Source organism: Pseudomonas sp. BF-B-15, assembly GCF_019946675.1.
In the GTDB taxonomy this organism is placed as follows: domain Bacteria; phylum Pseudomonadota; class Gammaproteobacteria; order Pseudomonadales; family Pseudomonadaceae; genus Aquipseudomonas; species Aquipseudomonas migulae.
Genome location: NZ_JAGYFZ010000035.1, coordinates 18,739 through 36,522, shown reverse-complemented (window position 1 = coordinate 36,522; position 17,784 = coordinate 18,739). Strand labels below are relative to the sequence as shown.

The 17,784-nt window shown below is 58.5% G+C and carries 14 protein-coding genes; 2 read left to right on the top strand and 12 right to left on the bottom strand.

Annotated elements, in window-relative coordinates; all coding sequences use genetic code 11:
- Positions 1-9 precede the first annotated feature (9 nt).
- From glmM to rlmE, 4 genes are all read right to left on the bottom strand, one after another.
- Positions 10-1,347, bottom strand: coding sequence for a phosphoglucosamine mutase (gene glmM, locus KGA97_RS13740; RefSeq protein ID WP_192227693.1), 1,338 nt, complete (start codon positions 1,345-1,347; stop codon positions 10-12).
- A gap of 16 nt (positions 1,348-1,363) precedes the next feature.
- Positions 1,364-2,215, bottom strand: coding sequence for a dihydropteroate synthase (folP, locus tag KGA97_RS13735; protein WP_192227692.1), 852 nt, complete (start codon positions 2,213-2,215; stop codon positions 1,364-1,366).
- An 8-nt stretch (positions 2,216-2,223) separates the two neighbouring features.
- Positions 2,224-4,134: an ATP-dependent zinc metalloprotease FtsH gene (gene ftsH, locus KGA97_RS13730; protein WP_032828773.1), complete on the bottom strand. Its 1,911-nt coding sequence runs from the start codon at positions 4,132-4,134 to the stop codon at positions 2,224-2,226.
- Between the two features lie 202 nt (positions 4,135-4,336).
- Positions 4,337-4,966 carry a 23S rRNA (uridine(2552)-2'-O)-methyltransferase RlmE gene (gene rlmE / locus KGA97_RS13725; RefSeq protein ID WP_192227691.1) on the bottom strand — a complete coding sequence of 210 codons (630 nt, stop codon included), beginning with the start codon at positions 4,964-4,966 and terminating at the stop codon, positions 4,337-4,339.
- Between the two features lie 101 nt (positions 4,967-5,067).
- On the opposite strand from rlmE, the gene KGA97_RS13720 reads away from it, so the two are divergent.
- Complete coding sequence (locus tag KGA97_RS13720; RefSeq protein WP_007942889.1) at positions 5,068-5,376, top strand: YhbY family RNA-binding protein; 309 nt, start codon at positions 5,068-5,070, stop codon at positions 5,374-5,376.
- Positions 5,377-5,385: 9 nt separating this feature from the next.
- Here the strand turns inward: KGA97_RS13720 and KGA97_RS13715 are convergent, their stop codons facing one another.
- The 8 genes from KGA97_RS13715 to grpE all read right to left on the bottom strand — a co-directional run bounded on the left by KGA97_RS13715 (position 5,386) and on the right by grpE (position 15,850).
- The gene (locus tag KGA97_RS13715; protein ID WP_008036520.1) at positions 5,386-5,790 is read right to left on the bottom strand and encodes a hypothetical protein; all 405 of its coding nucleotides are present in this window, start codon (positions 5,788-5,790) and stop codon (positions 5,386-5,388) included.
- Between the two features lie 28 nt (positions 5,791-5,818).
- Positions 5,819-6,295: a transcription elongation factor GreA gene (greA, locus tag KGA97_RS13710; protein ID WP_008029775.1), complete on the bottom strand. Its 477-nt coding sequence runs from the start codon at positions 6,293-6,295 to the stop codon at positions 5,819-5,821.
- Positions 6,292-9,513, bottom strand: coding sequence for a carbamoyl-phosphate synthase large subunit (gene carB / locus KGA97_RS13705; RefSeq protein WP_008029777.1), 3,222 nt, complete (start codon positions 9,511-9,513; stop codon positions 6,292-6,294). Before carB ends, greA begins: the two co-directional genes overlap by 4 nt.
- 118 nt (positions 9,514-9,631) lie before the next feature.
- Entirely contained in the window at positions 9,632-10,768 is a 1,137-nt protein-coding gene (carA, locus tag KGA97_RS13700; RefSeq protein WP_223480926.1) for a glutamine-hydrolyzing carbamoyl-phosphate synthase small subunit, read from the bottom strand.
- Between the two features lie 259 nt (positions 10,769-11,027).
- On the bottom strand, positions 11,028-11,834 hold the full coding sequence (dapB, locus tag KGA97_RS13695) for a 4-hydroxy-tetrahydrodipicolinate reductase (protein WP_008036522.1): 807 nt from the start codon (positions 11,832-11,834) through the stop codon (positions 11,028-11,030).
- Between the two features lie 9 nt (positions 11,835-11,843).
- Positions 11,844-12,968 carry a molecular chaperone DnaJ gene (gene dnaJ / locus KGA97_RS13690; protein WP_008029785.1) on the bottom strand — a complete coding sequence of 375 codons (1,125 nt, stop codon included), beginning with the start codon at positions 12,966-12,968 and terminating at the stop codon, positions 11,844-11,846.
- Positions 12,969-13,264: 296 nt separating this feature from the next.
- The gene (gene dnaK / locus KGA97_RS13685) at positions 13,265-15,181 is read right to left on the bottom strand and encodes a molecular chaperone DnaK (protein WP_008029786.1); all 1,917 of its coding nucleotides are present in this window, start codon (positions 15,179-15,181) and stop codon (positions 13,265-13,267) included.
- 102 nt (positions 15,182-15,283) lie between these two features.
- Positions 15,284-15,850, bottom strand: coding sequence for a nucleotide exchange factor GrpE (gene grpE, locus KGA97_RS13680; RefSeq protein ID WP_008029789.1), 567 nt, complete (start codon positions 15,848-15,850; stop codon positions 15,284-15,286).
- Positions 15,851-16,091: 241 nt separating this feature from the next.
- Between grpE and recN the strand changes: the two genes are divergently transcribed.
- Positions 16,092-17,765, top strand: a complete 1,674-nt coding sequence (gene recN, locus KGA97_RS13675; protein ID WP_007942901.1) for a DNA repair protein RecN — start codon at positions 16,092-16,094, stop codon at positions 17,763-17,765.
- Positions 17,766-17,784 lie beyond the last annotated feature (19 nt).

Here is a 17,784-nt window from a genome sequence, read left to right as displayed (position 1 = left end):
AAGCCGAATTCAGGCAGAAACTTCAGTAACCAGTTTTGCCAGCTCTTCGGCATAGCCGCGAACTTGTGTTTCGTCCTCGCCTTCGACCATGACACGCACCAACGGCTCGGTGCCGGACTTGCGCAACAGCACGCGCCCACGCCCAGCCATGGCCTTGGTAACGCGCTCGCTGGCCTCTTTGACCGACGGATGATCCAGAGGGCTCGCACCGCCACTGAAACGCACGTTGATCAGCACCTGAGGACACTTGCGCAGCGACTGACGGGCTTGAGCCAGCCCTTCGGAGCGAGTCTGCAATGCCATCAACACCTGCAACGCTGCAATGATCGCATCACCGGTGGTGGTGTGATTGAAGCAGACGATATGACCCGAGTTCTCACCACCGACCAGCCAGTTGCGCTCCAGCAGATCCGCGATCACATAACGGTCACCGACGTTGGCACGCACAAACGGAATCGACAGATCTGCCAGGGCCAGCTCCAGCCCCAGGTTACTCATCAATGTTCCGACCACACCGCCTTTCAGCAGATCACGCTCATGCAAGTCGCGGGCGATGATGAACAGCAGCTCGTCACCATCGACAACAGCACCCGTGTGATCGACCATCAGGACCCGGTCGCCATCACCATCGAACGCAATACCGAGATCAGCATGTTCGGCAAGAACGGCAGCCTGCAACTGCCCCATATGGGTCGAACCGCAGTTGTCATTGATGTTCAGGCCGTTTGGCTGCGCTGAAAGCACAACAACCTCGGCGCCCAACTCGCGGAACACACTCGGTGCCACTTTGTAGGTCGCACCGTGAGCGCAATCGATCACGATCTTCAGGCCCGTAAAGCTGGTGCCGGTCGGCACGCTGCTCTTGCAGAATTCAATATAACGGCCCGAAGCATCGTTGATTCGCGACACTTTGCCGATCTTGCTCGACTCAACCACGGTCATCGGGGTGTCGAGCAACTCTTCGATCATATGCTCGACTTCATCCGGCAGCTTGGTGCCCTTGCCGGAGAAAAACTTGATGCCGTTGTCATCGTGAGGATTGTGCGAGGCACTGATCACGATGCCTGCTTCGGCATGGAACGTACGCGTCAGGTAGGCGATGGCCGGCGTCGGCATCGGGCCCAGGAGCATCACGTCGGCACCCGCCGAAGTCAGCCCGGCCTCGAGCGCCGATTCGAACATGTATCCCGAGATCCGGGTGTCCTTGCCTACCAACACTTTGCAGGCGCCCATTTTGCGGAACGCCATGCCCGCAGCCCAGCCGAGCTTGAGCATGAATTCAGGGGTAATCGGGTACACGCCGACCCGACCACGAATACCGTCGGTGCCAAAATATTTCTTAGTCATAAGTGCTCCATCATTCTTATTCGGCTGATTCCACTGCGGCGATCATCCGCACCACATCGACGGTTTCGGCCACATCATGGACGCGCAATATACGCGCCCCCTTGAATGAAGCCAGCGCCGCGAGTGCCAAACCGCCATGCAGTCGCTCACCGACCGGGCGATTCAAGGCCTGACCTATCATGCTCTTTCGCGAAACCCCGACCAACAGGGGCCGCCCCAAGGCATGCAGGACTTCCATATGTTTGAACAAGCTAAGGTTGTGCTGCAAGGTTTTGGCGAAGCCGAAACCCGGATCCAGGATGATCCGCTCAGCCGGAATTCCGACTGACGCACACTGCGCCATGCGCTCGACAAGAAACTCGCCGACCTCTCGGGTGACATCCTGATAATGCGGATTGTCCTGCATGTCGCCCGGCTCACCGAGCATATGCATCAGACAGACCGGCAGGCCAGTGGCGGCCGCCGCATCCAGAGCACCCTCTCGACGCAACGAACGAACGTCATTGATCAAACCCGCACCCAGCCGAGCCGCTTCACGCATGACCGCTGGCGTGGAGGTATCGACCGAGATAATCACATCCAGCTCGCGGTTGATGCGCTCGACAATTGGCGCTACGCGCTCCAGCTCTTCGAGCGGCGAAACCGCCCTGGCACCGGGCCGGGTCGATTCGCCACCGACATCAATCAGCGTCGCGCCGGCCAGCACCATGGCTTCGGCGTGGCGCAAGGCCGCATCGAGCTGGCTGTATTGGCCGCCATCGGAAAAGGAATCAGGGGTGACATTGAGAATGCCCATGACATGCGTCTGGGCCAAATCAAGAACCCGGTTGCCGCAAGGCAACCGGGTCGAGGACTGAACAGAAGTCATTTCAAACCTTAAACGTCAGCAGCCGGACCGCCGATCGGTGTTTCCGGGCGCTCATCCTGTACCACCGGAGGCGTTCCGGAGGTACCGGTGCCGCCCGACCAGTCGCGAGGTTCGCGAGGCGTACGACCCGCCATGATGTCGTCGATCTGATCGGCGTCGATCGTTTCGTACTTCATCAGGGCATCAGCCATGGCGTCGAGCTTGTCACGGTTATCCGTGAGGATCTGTTTGGCCGTGCCATAGCACTGGTCAATGATGCTGCGCACTTCGGAGTCGATCAGTTTGGCTGTCTCACCGGAGAAGCTTGCACTCTGACCACCGCCGCCGCGACCGAGGAACACTTCGCCCTCTTCTTCGGCGTACATCAACGGACCGAGTTTCTCCGACAGACCCCACTTGGTCACCATGTTCCGTGCAATCTGACTGGCACGCATGATGTCGTTGGATGCACCGGTGGTGACACCGTCAAAGCCCAAAGTCATCTCTTCAGCGATACGGCCGCCGTACAGCGAACAGATCTGGCTGATCAACGCACGCTTGGACAGGCTGTAGCGATCTTCTTCCGGCAGGAACATGGTCACACCCAGCGCACGACCGCGCGGGATGATCGACACTTTGTAGACCGGGTCATGCTCAGGCACGACGCGACCAACAATAGCGTGACCTGCTTCGTGATAGGCGGTGTTCTGCTTCTCTTTCTCGGACATGACCATGGATTTGCGCTCGGCGCCCATCATGATCTTGTCTTTCGCCAGTTCGAATTCTTTCATCTCGACAATGCGCTTGCCGGTGCGGGCAGCGAACAGCGACGCCTCGTTCACCAGGTTGGCAAGGTCGGCACCGGAGAAACCAGGCGTACCACGAGCGATCACGGCCGGAGCGACGTCGTCACCCATTGGCACTTTGCGCATGTGGACCTTGAGAATTTGCTCGCGACCGCGGATATCCGGCAACCCGACCACAACCTGACGGTCGAAACGGCCCGGACGCAGCAACGCAGGGTCCAGTACGTCCGGACGGTTGGTTGCAGCGATGACGATGATGCCGTCATTCATTTCGAAGCCGTCCATCTCTACCAGCAACTGGTTGAGAGTCTGCTCACGCTCATCGTGACCACCGCCCATGCCGGCGCCACGATGGCGACCGACGGCGTCGATTTCATCGATGAAGATGATGCATGGCGCGTGTTTTTTGGCTTGCTCGAACATGTCGCGAACACGGCTGGCACCGACACCGACGAACATTTCGACAAAGTCGGAACCGGAAATGGTGAAGAACGGCACCTTGGCTTCACCGGCAATTGCCTTGGCCAGCAAGGTTTTACCAGTACCCGGAGGACCGACCATCAGCACGCCGCGAGGAATGCGGCCGCCCAGACGCTGGAACTTGCCCGGATCGCGGAGGAATTCGACCAGCTCGCCGACTTCTTCCTTGGCTTCGTCGCAACCGGCAACGTCAGCCAGGGTAGTTTTCACCTGGTCTTCGGAGAGCAGGCGCGCCTTGCTCTTGCCGAAGCTCATCGGCCCGCCCTTGCCTCCGGCACCGCCCTGCATCTGCCGCATGAAGAACATGAACACGGCGATGATCACCAGGATCGGGAAGCTCGCGACCAGCAGTTGAGTCCAGATGCTTTGCTGCTCAGGCTGCTTGCCTTCGACTACCACGTGGTTGTCCACGAGATCGCCGATCAGACCGTTGTCCTGGATAGCAGGACGAATGGTCTTGAAGCTGTCGCCATCGTTGCGCTTACCGGTAATCACATAGCCATCAACGGCTACGCGCTCGACCTTGCCATCCTTGACCTGCTGGATGAAGTCGGAATAGTTGAGGGTCTGCGGCTCGTTAGGGCTGGAGAAGTTGTTCATCACTGTCACCAGGACAGCCGCGATGATCAACCACAGGATCAGATTCTTTGCCATATCGTTCAATTAACTACCCTCTGAAGCAAGCGCCGCTAATGGCGCGCGCTTCGCATGATATTCACCGGCCTAACTTACTACATTACCTACAACACTGGCAGGCGCCGTCTGTAACCCTTTGTGAAACACTTCCTACACAATATTCGCTAATTCCCACAAGGCGAAATACGAAAAACCTATCGCCCCGCAAAAAAACCTCGATTTACTCACTACGACCGCGGTAGCCCCAAGCCAGCATGTATTGCTCGCGGGAACTGCCACGAGAAGAGTCCGGCTTGATCATCTGGACCTTGTCGAATTTCTGACGAGCGTCCTTCACGTAAGCATCAAACCCTTCGCCCTGAAACACCTTGATCACGAAATTACCACCCGGCTTGAGTATCCGGGCAGCCAGATCAAGAGCCAGCTCACATAGAAACATGGCTTTTGGCATGTCCACCTCAGGCGTACCACTCATATTGGGGGCCATATCGGAAATCACAAGGTCCACCTGCGAATTACCGACGGCTTCAAGGATCTGAGCGAGCACTTTGTCCTCGGTGAAGTCACCCTGGATGAAAGTCACGTCCGGAATGCTGTCCATTTCCAGAATGTCCGAGGCGATCAGACGCCCCTGACCACCGATCAGCCGACTGGTGACCTGCGACCAGCCGCCGGGCGCCGCGCCCAGGTCGACAACGCTCATACCCGGACGGATCAGCTTGTATTTCTCCTGGACCTCCAGAAGCTTGTAACTCGCACGCGAGCGGTAACCATCCTTCTGCGCCTGCTTCACATAGGGATCGTTGACATGTCTTTTCAGCCAACCAAGGCTTGTCTTGGAACGCGCCATTGGGCACCTCGATGATAAGGGTCGTGATTAGTTGGGCGGATCCACGAACCCTCGGGTAAAATGGCCGCCATTTTACAGAATCCAGACGAAAGGGTCAGATTATGCCGCTCACTCAAGAGCAGAAGAAACAGTACAAATCCATTGGCCACCATCTGAAACCAGTTTTGATTGTGGCTGACAACGGTCTGACTGAAGGTGTGCTAGCCGAACTTGAACGCGCTTTGGCGGATCACGAGCTGATCAAAATCAAGCTCAACATCCTCGATCGCGAATCGCGCCTGGCGTCCATTGCAGAACTCTGCAAGGTCGGCAAAGCGGATCTGGTTCAAGTCATCGGCAAGATGGCACTGATTTACCGCAAGAACTTCAGCGTCAACAAGCAGCTGTCGAACGTCCATCGCTTCAAGTGATGGCAAGGGTCAAGGGTGTGCTTCGCGCACCCTGCCGCTCCATCCCGGTACCGGCTGCAAGACCAGCACCAGCCCGGAAAAGCCCAGAACAAGATAGCTGAACACCTGCCAACGCACTGCATCCGGCCAGCCGATACGCACCGCGAAAAACATCGCACACGCATACAGCGCCATCATCAGCAGTTGCCCGCGAATATCGCGCCATAGACTGGCAAGGCCCTCGGCCTGAACCAGCACCAAAGCCTGAAAAATTACACACGCAGAGGCGAAACCCACCATCAGCGCATTCAGCATGCCTGCAATTTCTTCGATCAGCAGCGGTGCCAGGCCAATTTGGCCCAGCACCGGCAGCAGACCGATGTGTAACAGCCACAAGCCGCCGACCCACAACATCTGAGTCAGCTGCCAAAGCATGGCGCCCGCACGCAGCGGGCGCCTTCTTTCAGATGTGGCGGACTTCGACAATCTCGTACTCGATAACGCCACCCGGCGTTTTCACGGCAACCACATCACCCTCTTCCTTGGCAATCAAGGCACGGGCCAATGGCGAACCTACCGAAATCTTGCCGAGTTTGAAGTCAGCCTCGTCCTCGCCCACGATGTGGTAAGTGACGCGCTCATCGGTCTCGACGTTGGCGATTTCAACAGTGGTGCCGAAAATCACTTTACCGGTGTGAGGAATGCTCGTGACGTCGATGATGACCTGATTCTGAATCCGGCCTTCGATGTCACGAATCCGCGCCTCGACCATACCTTGCTGCTCGCGAGCAGCGTGGTATTCGGCGTTTTCCTTCAAGTCACCCAATTCCCGGGCCGTACCGATGTCCTGGCTGAGCTTCGGACGGACGACCTTGGTCAGGTGAGCGTGTTCTTCTTCCAGGGCTTTCGCGCCCTGGACGGTCATTGGGTACTTGATCATGCCTTCAATCCTGCGTGTAGATCCTGCAAGCGGCGTACGGTCTTCTCGGGACCGAACTTCAGCGCTTCGCAGATGGCTTCGCCAGCAGCAATGGTGGTGGTGCAGTAGATTTTGTGCTGCAAGGCATTACGACGAATGGAGTACGAGTCAGCAATCGACTGGCGACCTTCGGTGGTGTTGATGATCAGGGTGACTTCGTCATTCTTGATCATGTCGACCACGTGCGGACGACCTTCAGTCACCTTGTTCACACGGCGCACTTTCAGGCCTGCGGCTTCGATCAGCTTGGCAGTACCGGCAGTGGCAACCACTTCGAAGCCCAAGTTGATCAGATCACGGGCCACGCCTGCAACCAGTGGCTTGTCGTCGTCACGCACGCTGATGAACGCGGTACCGCCGGTCGGCAGCACTTCGCTGGCGCCCATCTGAGCCTTGGCGAACGCTTCGCCGAAGGTGTCGCCCACGCCCATCACTTCACCGGTGGACTTCATCTCTGGGCCCAGGATCGGGTCCACGCCAGGGAATTTGGCGAACGGGAAGACCGCCTCTTTCACGCTGTAGAAGTTCGGGATGATTTCTTTGGTGAAGCCGATTTCTTTCAGGGTTTTGCCGGCCATGACGCGCGCCGCGATCATTGCCAGGGAAACACCGATGCACTTCGACACGAACGGTACGGTACGGGAAGCGCGCGGGTTGACTTCGATGACGTAGATATCTTCGCCTTGCAGCGCCAACTGAACGTTCATCAGGCCGACAACGCCCAGTTCCAGGGCCATTTTCTTGACCTGTTCGCGCATCTCGTCCTGGATGTGCGCAGGCAGCGAGTACGGCGGCAGGGAGCATGCGGAGTCACCGGAGTGAACACCGGCCTGCTCGATGTGCTGCATGATCGCGCCGATCACCACGTCGGTGCCGTCGCAAACTGCATCCACGTCCATTTCGATGGCGCAGTTGAGGAAGTGGTCGAGCAGCACCGGGCTGTCGTTGGACACTTTCACTGCGTCACGCAGGTAGCGCTTGAGTTCTTCTTCTTCGTAGACGATTTCCATCGCACGGCCGCCCAGTACGTAGGACGGACGAACCACCAGCGGGTAACCGATCTTGGCCGCGGCACGAATCGCTTCGTCTTCGCTGCGCACGGTGGCGTTTGGCGGCTGACGCAGGTTCAGACGCTCAACCATTTGCTGGAAGCGCTCACGGTCTTCGGCACGGTCGATGGCGTCAGGGCTGGTACCGATGATCGGCACGCCGGCCTCTTCCAGGGCGCGAGCCAGTTTCAACGGAGTCTGACCGCCGTACTGGACGATCACGCCTTTCGGCTTCTCGACCCGGCAGATTTCCAGCACGTCTTCCAGGGTTACTGGTTCGAAGTACAGGCGATCGGAGGTGTCGTAGTCGGTGGAAACGGTTTCCGGGTTGCAGTTGACCATGATGGTCTCGTAACCGTCTTCGCGCAGGGCCAGTGCCGCGTGTACGCAGCAGTAGTCGAACTCGATGCCCTGGCCGATACGGTTTGGACCGCCGCCGAGGATCATGATCTTGTCGCGACCCGACGGCGCGGCTTCGCACTCTTCCTCGTAAGTCGAGTACATGTAGGCGGTGTCGGTGGCGAACTCGGCAGCGCAGGTGTCAACGCGCTTGTAGACCGGGAAGATCTCCAGCTTGTGACGGTGGCGACGCAATGCTTTTTCGGTCACGCCCAGCAGCTTGGCCAGACGCATGTCCGAGAAGCCTTTGCGCTTGAGCTTGAACATCAAGTCGCGGTCGATGCTGGCCAGACCCAGGGTCTTGACCTTCTCTTCTTCCTTGATCAGATCTTCGATCTGTACCAGGAACCACGGGTCGATCATGTTCATGCCGAAGATGTCTTCGACCGACAGGCCGGCGCGGAAGGCGTCAGCCACGTACCAGATGCGCTCGGCGCCCGGCACGGTCAGTTCACGCTTGAGGATGCTCATGCTTTCCGGGTTGCCCAGGTCGAGCTTCTCGTCCAGACCGCAAACGCCCACTTCCAGGCCGCGCAGGGCTTTCTGCAGGGATTCCTGGAAGGTCCGGCCGATGGCCATGACTTCACCGACCGACTTCATTTGAGTGGTCAGGCGTGCGTCGGCTTTCGGGAATTTCTCGAAGGCGAAACGCGGCAGCTTGGTGACGACGTAGTCGATCGACGGCTCGAACGACGCCGGCGTAGCGCCGCCGGTGATTTCGTTCTGCAGCTCGTCCAGGGTATAGCCGATCGCCAACTTGGCAGCGATACGCGCAATCGGGAAACCGGTGGCTTTCGAGGCCAGGGCCGAGGAACGGGATACCCGCGGGTTCATCTCGATGACGACCATACGACCAGTGTCCGGGCAGATGCCGAACTGAACGTTGGAACCGCCGGTTTCCACGCCGATCTCGCGCAGTACCGCCAGGGAGGCGTTACGCATGATCTGGTATTCCTTGTCCGTCAGGGTCTGTGCCGGCGCAACAGTGATCGAGTCACCGGTGTGCACGCCCATCGGGTCAAAGTTTTCAATGGAGCAGACGATGATGCAGTTGTCCTTCTTATCGCGGACAACCTCCATCTCGTATTCTTTCCAGCCGATCAGGGATTCGTCGATCAGCAGCTCTTTGGTCGGCGACAGGTCCAGACCACGGGCGCAGATTTCTTCGAACTCTTCACGGTTGTAAGCGATACCGCCGCCGGTGCCGCCCATGGTGAAGGACGGACGGATGATGCACGGGAAGCCCAGGCGCTCAAGAACGGCGTTGGCCTCTTCCATGCTGTGGGCGATACCCGAACGCGGGCAGTCCAGACCGATGGACTTCATCGCCTTGTCGAAGCGCGAACGGTCTTCAGCCTTGTCGATGGTGTCAGCGTTGGCACCGATCATCTCTACGCCGAACTTCTCCAGAACGCCTTCGCGCTCCAGGTCCAGTGCGCAGTTCAGAGCGGTCTGGCCGCCCATGGTTGGCAGCAGCGCGTCCGGACGCTCTTTCTCGATGATCTTGGCAACGGTCTGCCATTTGATCGGTTCGATGTAGGTGGCGTCGGCCATGTCCGGGTCGGTCATGATGGTCGCTGGGTTGGAGTTCACCAGGATGACGCGGTAACCCTCTTCGCGCAGGGCTTTGCAGGCCTGGGCGCCGGAGTAGTCGAATTCGCAGGCCTGGCCGATAACGATCGGGCCAGCGCCGAGAATCAGGATGCTTTTAATGTCTGTACGTTTTGGCATGGGTTTGTCACTCAAATCCGCAGGTCAGTCGGCAAGCCGTCTTGTTCAATCTTTGAAGCCTTGAGGGGGCCGCCGATGTCGGGACCGCCCTCAAGCTTTGCTGCATCAAGGCGAGCGATCAGCGTCGCTTGGCCATTTCGTTGATGAAGCGATCGAACAATGGCGCTACGTCGTTCGGGCCAGGGCTGGCTTCCGGGTGACCCTGGAAGCTGAAGGCGCTCTTGTCGGTACGCTCGATGCCTTGCAGGGTGCCGTCGAACAGCGATTTGTGAATCGCACGAACGTTGGCTGGCAGGGTCGCTTCGTCTACGGCAAAACCGTGGTTCTGGCTGGTGATCATCACCACGCCGCTGTCCAGATCCTGGACCGGGTGGTTGGCACCGTGGTGGCCGTGGCCCATTTTCAGGGTCTTGGCGCCGGAGGCCAGGGCCAGCAGTTGGTGACCGAGGCAGATGCCGAATACTGGAATCTCGGTTTCCAGCACGTCCTTGATCGCCTGGATCGCGTAGTCGCAAGGCTCCGGGTCGCCAGGGCCGTTGGACAGGAACACGCCGTCCGGCTTCATCGCCAGCACGTCAGCAGCAGGCGTTTGCGCCGGCACCACGGTCACACGGCAACCGCGCTCGACCAGCATGCGCAGGATGTTGAGCTTGACGCCGTAGTCGTAGGCAACCACGTGGTACGGCAGCTCGGAAGCGTCGATGGTCGCGTGGCTGTCGGTTTTCAACTCCCAGACAGTCGAGCGCCACTCGTAGGTTTCCTTGGTGCTGACGACTTTCGCCAGATCCATGCCTTTGAGGCCAGGGAAGCCTTGAGCCGCGGCGATGGCCACTTCTTCGGAAATGTTGTCACCGGCCATGATGCAGCCGTTCTGCGCGCCTTTCTCACGCAGGATGCGCGTCAGGCGGCGGGTGTCGATACCGGCGATTGCCACAACGTTGTTGGCTTTCAGGTAGTCGGACAGGGACATCGTGTTACGCCAGTTGCTCGCAACCAGCGGCAGATCACGGATGACCAGGCCAGCGGACCAGACGCGGTTGGACTCAGCGTCTTCCGGCGTGGTGCCGGTGTTGCCGATGTGCGGGTAAGTCAGGGTAACGATCTGTTGGGCGTAGGAAGGATCGGTAAGGATTTCCTGATAGCCGGTCATTGCGGTGTTAAACACCACCTCACCAACGGTTTGACCGTCGGCTCCAATGGCTTCGCCGCGAAAAATGCTGCCATCAGCAAGGGCGAGTATGGCTGGCTTAGTCAAGAAGACCTCCCGTAAATAAAGCCTGAAAGGGCGATCGCAGGTTGTAAAAAAGCGGAGTGACGTATGGACACGTCACCCCGCTTCTTCACTGAATTATTCTGCGCGCTTTTAGTGGACACACTAAAGCTGTAGCTTACAGAAAAAGGCTTTTTTGGTCTACCGCCAATGAGCCCTAAAGGCCGGAGAATGCGACAGGACGTCGCTTGGCGTAATAAAACCGGGCCCAAACGCAATGTTGGAACCCGGTTTCGGCTGCATCTTAACGCAGGTCGAGCACGTCTTGCATGTCGTAGAGGCCAGGCTCACGACTGTCCAGCCACAACGCCGCACGCACAGCGCCCTTGGCGAAGGTCATGCGACTGGACGCTTTATGCGTGATTTCCAGGCGCTCGCCCTCACAAGCGAACAGCACGGTGTGATCACCGACCACATCACCGCCGCGCACAGTGGCAAAACCGATCGTTTCACGCTCGCGCACACCGGTGTGGCCTTCACGCCCGTAGACCGCGACCTTCTGCAGGTCACGATCCAGCGCACTGGCAATCACCTCCCCCATACGCAGGGCGGTGCCGGAAGGCGCATCGATCTTGTGCCGATGATGAGCTTCGATGATCTCGATGTCCGCATCATCACCCAGCACGCGGGCAGCCATGTCGAGCAGCTTCAGCGACAGGTTCACACCAACACTGAAGTTGGCCGCGAACACGATAGGAATGTCCTTGCCCGCCTCGGCCAGCAACTGCTTCTGCGCAGCGTCGAGCCCCGTCGTGCCGATGACCATGGCTTTGCCCGCCTTGCGGCAGAACGCCAGGTTTTTCAGCATGACTTCCGGCAGCGTGAAATCGATCAACACATCGAATTCATCCGCGACCGCATCCAGATTACCGGACAACGGCACACCGATACGCCCCAGCGAAGCCAGCTCGCCAGCATCCACGCCAATCAGCGTGCTGCCAGGGCGCACGATGGCGGCTGTCAGACCCGTCAGCGGTGCGCGTTGCTGCACCGCTTCGACCAGGATCTTGCCCATGCGGCCAGCGGCGCCCATCACAGCTATACGTCGCATGCTCACTCCTTACAGATCGCCGAAGAAGCGCTTCACGCCTTCGAACCAACCGGTGGTTTTCGGCGAATGGCTGTTGTCGTCTGCCAGGGAGCTGCGGAACTCTTCCAGCAATTCGCGCTGACGACGGCCCAGATTGACCGGAGTTTCCACCGCCACACGGCACATCAGGTCACCAGCACCGCCGCCACGCACAGGCGCAACGCCTTTGCCGCGAACACGGAACTGCTTGCCGGTCTGAGTCCCCTCAGGGATTTTCAATTTGACCCGACCATCAAGGGTCGGAATCTCCAGCTCGCCACCCAACGCTGCATCGACGAAACTGATCGGCACTTCGCAGAACAAGTGCTTGCCGTCACGCTGGAAGATCGCGTGCTCGCGCACGTTGATCACCACGTACAGATCGCCCGTCGGACCACCCTGAGCGCCCGCCTCGCCTTCGCCGGACAGACGAATGCGGTCACCGGTGTCGACACCGGCCGGCACTTTCACGGAAAGGGTTTTGTATTCTTCAACGCGACCGTCACCGTTGCAGGAGTTGCACGGGTCGGAAATGATCTTGCCCTGGCCATGGCAGCGCGGGCAGGTCTGCTGCACCGAGAAGAAACCTTGCTGCATGCGGACCTGACCGATACCGCCGCACGTCGGGCAAGTGACTGGCGAAGAGCCTTTCTTGGCGCCCGAGCCATCGCACGGCTTGCAGTTGACCAGTGTCGGAACGCGGATATTCACGGTGGTACCGCGTACCGCTTCTTCCAGATTCAGTTCCAGGGTGTAACGCAGGTCGCTGCCGCGCTGAGCGCCGCCACGAGCACCGCCGCGACCGCCACCGAAGAAGTCACTGAAGACATCGCCAAAGATGTCGGAGAAGTTCTGACCGCCAAACCCGGCACCGCCGCCACCCATGCTTGGGTCGACACCGGCATGACCGTATTGGTCGTACGCCGCGCGCTTGCTGGAATCGGACAGCACTTCGTAGGCCTCGTTGGCCTCCTTGAACATCTCTTCCGACGCTTTGTCATCGGGATTACGGTCCGGGTGGTGCTTCATCGCCAAGCGACGGTAGGCCTTTTTCAGGTCCGCTTCGCTTGTGCCACGCTCAACACCCAATACTTCGTAATAGTCACGCTTTGCCATAAGTCTTTGCACTCTTAAGGATGTTCGACAAACCTCTCCTGAGCCCTGCCGAACTCGTTGAGCCCCAATACAGGCCCGGACCCAACTCACGTCAATTCAACGATCCTGGTCTTTGATTCATTGCGGTACTTTCGGCTCGAAAAGCAGGAGCATTCCCGGCCATACCACCAGCACACGAACTTGTCGCATGCTGTAAAAATTCGTGTACTCCAGACACGCCAACGCGGGAGCAGGCTCCCGCGCGGCGACATCCTACCAGTCACCGCCTAAAGGCAGTCAACCGGGCGACCAACAACTTACTTGTGGTCTTTGACTTCTTCGAACTCGGCATCGACAACGTCGTCGGCTTTTTCAGCTTTTTCGTCGTGCGGTGCTGCGCCTTCAGCAGGCTGAGCCTGTTCGGCGTACATCTTCTGCGCCACTGGAGCGGAGACTTTCGACAGCTCTTCAACCTTGGCTTCGATTGCAGCTTTGTCGTCGCCTTTAACAGCGGCTTCCAGAGCAACAACAGCAGCTTCGATTGCAGTCTTCTCTTCAGCAGTCACTTTATCGCCTGCCTCAGTGACCATTTTGCGAGTCGAGTGAACCAGTGCATCGCCCTGGTTGCGGGCAGTGGCCAGCTCTTCGAACTTGCGGTCTTCCTCGGAGTTCGCTTCAGCGTCGCGAATCATTTTCTCGATCTCTTCATCGGACAAACCGGAGTTTGCCTTGATCACGATCGATTGAGCCTTGCCGGTAGCCTTGTCTTTGGCGCCTACGTGCAGGATGCCGTTGGCGTCGATGTCGAAGGTCACTTCGATTTGTGGCACGCCACGTGGTGCTGGTGGAATCTCGGCCAGGTCGAACTTGCCCAGGGACTTGTTCTGGGCTGCTTGCTTACGCTCGCCTTGCAGCACGTGGATGGTCACGGCGCCCTGGTTGTCGTCGGCAGTCGAGAACACTTGCGATTTCTTGGTAGGAATCGTGGTGTTTTTCTCGATCAGCGCGGTCATCACGCCACCCATGGTTTCGATACCCAGGGTCAGCGGGCTGACGTCCAGCAGCAGAACGTCTTTCACGTCACCGGCCAATACGGCGCCCTGGATAGCAGCACCCATGGCAACGGCTTCGTCCGGGTTCACGTCTTTACGTGCTTCTTTACCGAAGAACTCGGTCACCAGTTTCTGAACCAGTGGCATACGGGTCTGACCGCCTACCAGGATCACGTCGTTGATCGAGCCAACTTCGATGCCGGAGTCTTTCAGAGCGATGCGGCAAGGTTCGATGGTGCGTTGAACCAGGTCTTCAACCAGCGCTTCCAGCTTGGCGCGGGAAATTTTCACGTTCAAGTGCTTAGGACCGGTGGCGTCTGCAGTGATGTACGGCAGGTTCACGTCGGTCGACATGCTCGAAGACAGTTCGATCTTGGCTTTCTCAGCGGCTTCTTTCAGGCGCTGCATGGCCAGCGGGTCACCTTTGAGGTTCATGCCGCTTTCTTTCTTGAATTCGTCGACGAGGTAGTCGATCAGACGAATGTCAAAGTCTTCACCGCCCAGGAACGTGTCACCGTTGGTGGCCAATACTTCGAACTGGTGCTCGCCATCGACTTCAGCGATTTCGATCACGGAAACGTCGAAGGTACCGCCGCCCAAGTCGTAAACGATCACGGTGTGATCGCCTTTCGCCTTGTCCATACCGTAAGCCAGAGCGGCTGCGGTTGGTTCGTTGATGATACGTTTAACGTCCAGGCCCGCGATGCGGCCGGCGTCTTTGGTCGCCTGGCGCTGGCTGTCGTTGAAGTAGGCCGGAACGGTGATCACCGCTTCGGTCACTGGCTCGCCGAGGTAGTCTTCGGCGGTCTTCTTCATTTTCTTCAGAATTTCAGCCGAGATCTGTGGCGGCGACATTTTCTGGCCGTTCACTTCAACCCAAGCGTCGCCGTTGTCAGCCTTGGCGATTTTGTAAGGGACCATCTTGATGTCTTTCTGTACGACTTCTTCGTCGAACTTACGACCGATCAGACGCTTCACCGCATACAGGGTGTTGTGCGGATTGGTCACAGCCTGACGCTTGGCCGACTGACCAACGAGGATTTCGCCGTCGTTGGCGTAAGCGATGATCGACGGCGTGGTACGCGCGCCTTCAGCGTTTTCAATAACTTTGGCTACGCCGTTTTCAAGCACGGAGACGCAGGAGTTGGTAGTCCCCAGGTCGATACCGATAATTTTGCCCATGTTCACTCTCCCGAAACTTTGGATTTGGTTGCCGCAGCAGTGGTGGCTAACTGCGGTAGCACTTAAACGCTTGACTTCTAAATGGGGGCCTTGCGGCTAATTTCAAGCCTGCTCGTCAATCGAAGGCGAAACCGGTGCCGGTGCCTTGCTGACCACGACCATGGCCGGGCGCAGCAGACGACCATTGAGCTGATAGCCCTTCTGGAACACCTTGAGCACGCTGTTCGGCTCGACGTCAGCGCTTTCCTGCATGGCCATTGCCTGATGAAGAACGGCGTTGAACGGTTCGCCATGCGGGTCAATCGCTTCCAGCTGATAACGCTTCAGGGTGTCCTGGAACATTTTCAGGGTCAGCTCGATGCCTTCGCGCATTGGGCGGATGCTTTCATCGTCCGGGTTGGACAACTCCAGACCACGCTCAAGGCTGTCGATGATCGGCAGCAGATCACCGGCAAATTTTTCCAGAGCGAATTTGTGAGCCTTTTCAACATCCTGCTCGGCGCGACGGCGGACGTTCTGCAGATCGGCGGCAACACGCAAAGCCTGATCCTGCGCGCCTGCCAGTTGCTCTTCGAGCACTTGTACACGAGCCGCGAGGTCTTCACCCGAAGCCGCGGAGCCCTGGTTGGCTTCTTGATTTTGCGTATCCACTGTCTGTTCGTCAGCCATAGATTTCTCCTTTCAATATCGTCCGCGAGCTCAACTCGCGCTTCTGCCCAGCTATATGGGGCCGCAAAAATCAGCTTCAAGGGGTTTGTTGTGATTAACCCTACAAAAAACAGCTGCATTGTCATTTCCCGATGCGCTAACGATTTCGTCGGATCAATCAAATCGAGCTAAGAGAGGGCATTGTCAGCCGCAAATAAAACACTGTATAAATAACCAGACCTAAAGCCTGGGAGCGGCCTTTATGCTGGTGCACCTGTCCGTACACAATTACGCCATCGTTGAACATCTCGATCTCGAACTCGATCGCGGGATGAGTGTGATCACAGGGGAAACCGGTGCCGGCAAGTCGATCATGCTCGACGCCCTCGGCCTGACCCTGGGCGATCGCGCCGACAGTGGCGTGGTCCGCCCAGGCGCCGACAAGGCCGACATCCTGGCCACCTTCGACCTGGTCGATATTCCCGAAGCCAGTGCCTGGCTGGCCGAGCGCGACCTTGAAAGCGACGGCCCGTGCATTCTGCGCCGGGTGATCACCGCCGAAGGACGCTCCCGCGGCTATATCAATGGCACGCCCTGCCCGCTTGGTGATCTCAAGGCCCTGGGCGAGTTGTTGATTGATATCCACAGCCAGCACGAGCACCAATCCCTGCTCAAGACCGATACTCACCGCCGCCTGCTCGACGAATACGCCGGCGCCACCGACCTTGCCCGCCAGGTGCAATTGGCCGCCCAGCGCTGGCGCCAGACTCGCCAGGAACTGGAGCGCCTCTCCAACTCCGGCGATGAACAACGCGCCCGCCATCAACTGCTCAGCTATCAACTCGAAGAACTGGAAAATCTCGGCCTCGGTGACAACGAGCTGGAGCAGTTGGAGCAGGAACACAAGAACCTGACCAACGCCGAAACCCTGCTGGGCATCTGCCGGCAAGTGGTCGAACAATGCAGCGAAAGTGATTCAGGCAATGTCCTGAACGCCCTGACCGCCAGCCTCAACCGCCTTTCGAGCGTGAACAACTCGATCGGCGCACTGGGTGAAGCCAGCAGCTTGCTGACCAGTGCACAGATCCAGGTTGAAGAGGCCGTGGGCGAACTGAATCGCTTCCTCGATAACTTCGATGCCGACCCGGCGCGCCTGCAGTACCTGGAAGAACGCCTCGATGCGATCTATACCATGGCGCGCAAGCACCGCATCCAGCCGACCGAGGTCGCCGAGATGCAGCAGCGCTTGCTGGATGAAATTGAAACCCTCAATGCCAATGATGAATCCATCGAGCGCCTGAGCGATGAACTGGCCTCTTATGCCCGCCATTATCAAGAAAAGGCTCGCGAACTGAGCGATCTGCGCCACCAGGCCTCCAGCAGCCTGGCCAGCGCCGTAGAGCAGGAAATCCAGCGACTGGGCATGCCCGGCGGCCGCTTCACCATCGAGTTGCGCCCCAACAGCAGCGATGAGCTGCTGCCTAACGGGCTCGAACAGGTAGAACTGCTGGTCAGCGCCAACCCCGGCCAGCCCTTGAAAGCTTTGGCCAAAGTAGCCTCGGGCGGTGAACTGTCGCGGATCAGCCTGGCGATTCAGGTGATCACCGCACAGACCTCACGGGTACCCACCCTGGTATTCGACGAAGTGGACGTCGGCATTGGCGGCCCGACGGCCGAGATTGTCGGCCAGCTACTGCGTCGCCTCGGTGAGCGCGGACAGGTACTGACAGTGACTCACTTGCCGCAAGTAGCGGCGCAAGGGCATCAGCATCTGTTTGTGCACAAGGTGCGTGGCGAAGAGGCGACCCACACGGCCGTCTCCAAACTGAGCAAGAATGATCGCGTTGAAGAAGTCGCGCGGATGCTCGGCGGCATCGACCTCACCAAGGAATCCCTGGCGCACGCGAAAAAAATGGTCGTTACCGCAAAGATTTAAGAACGGCAGACAGCACGAA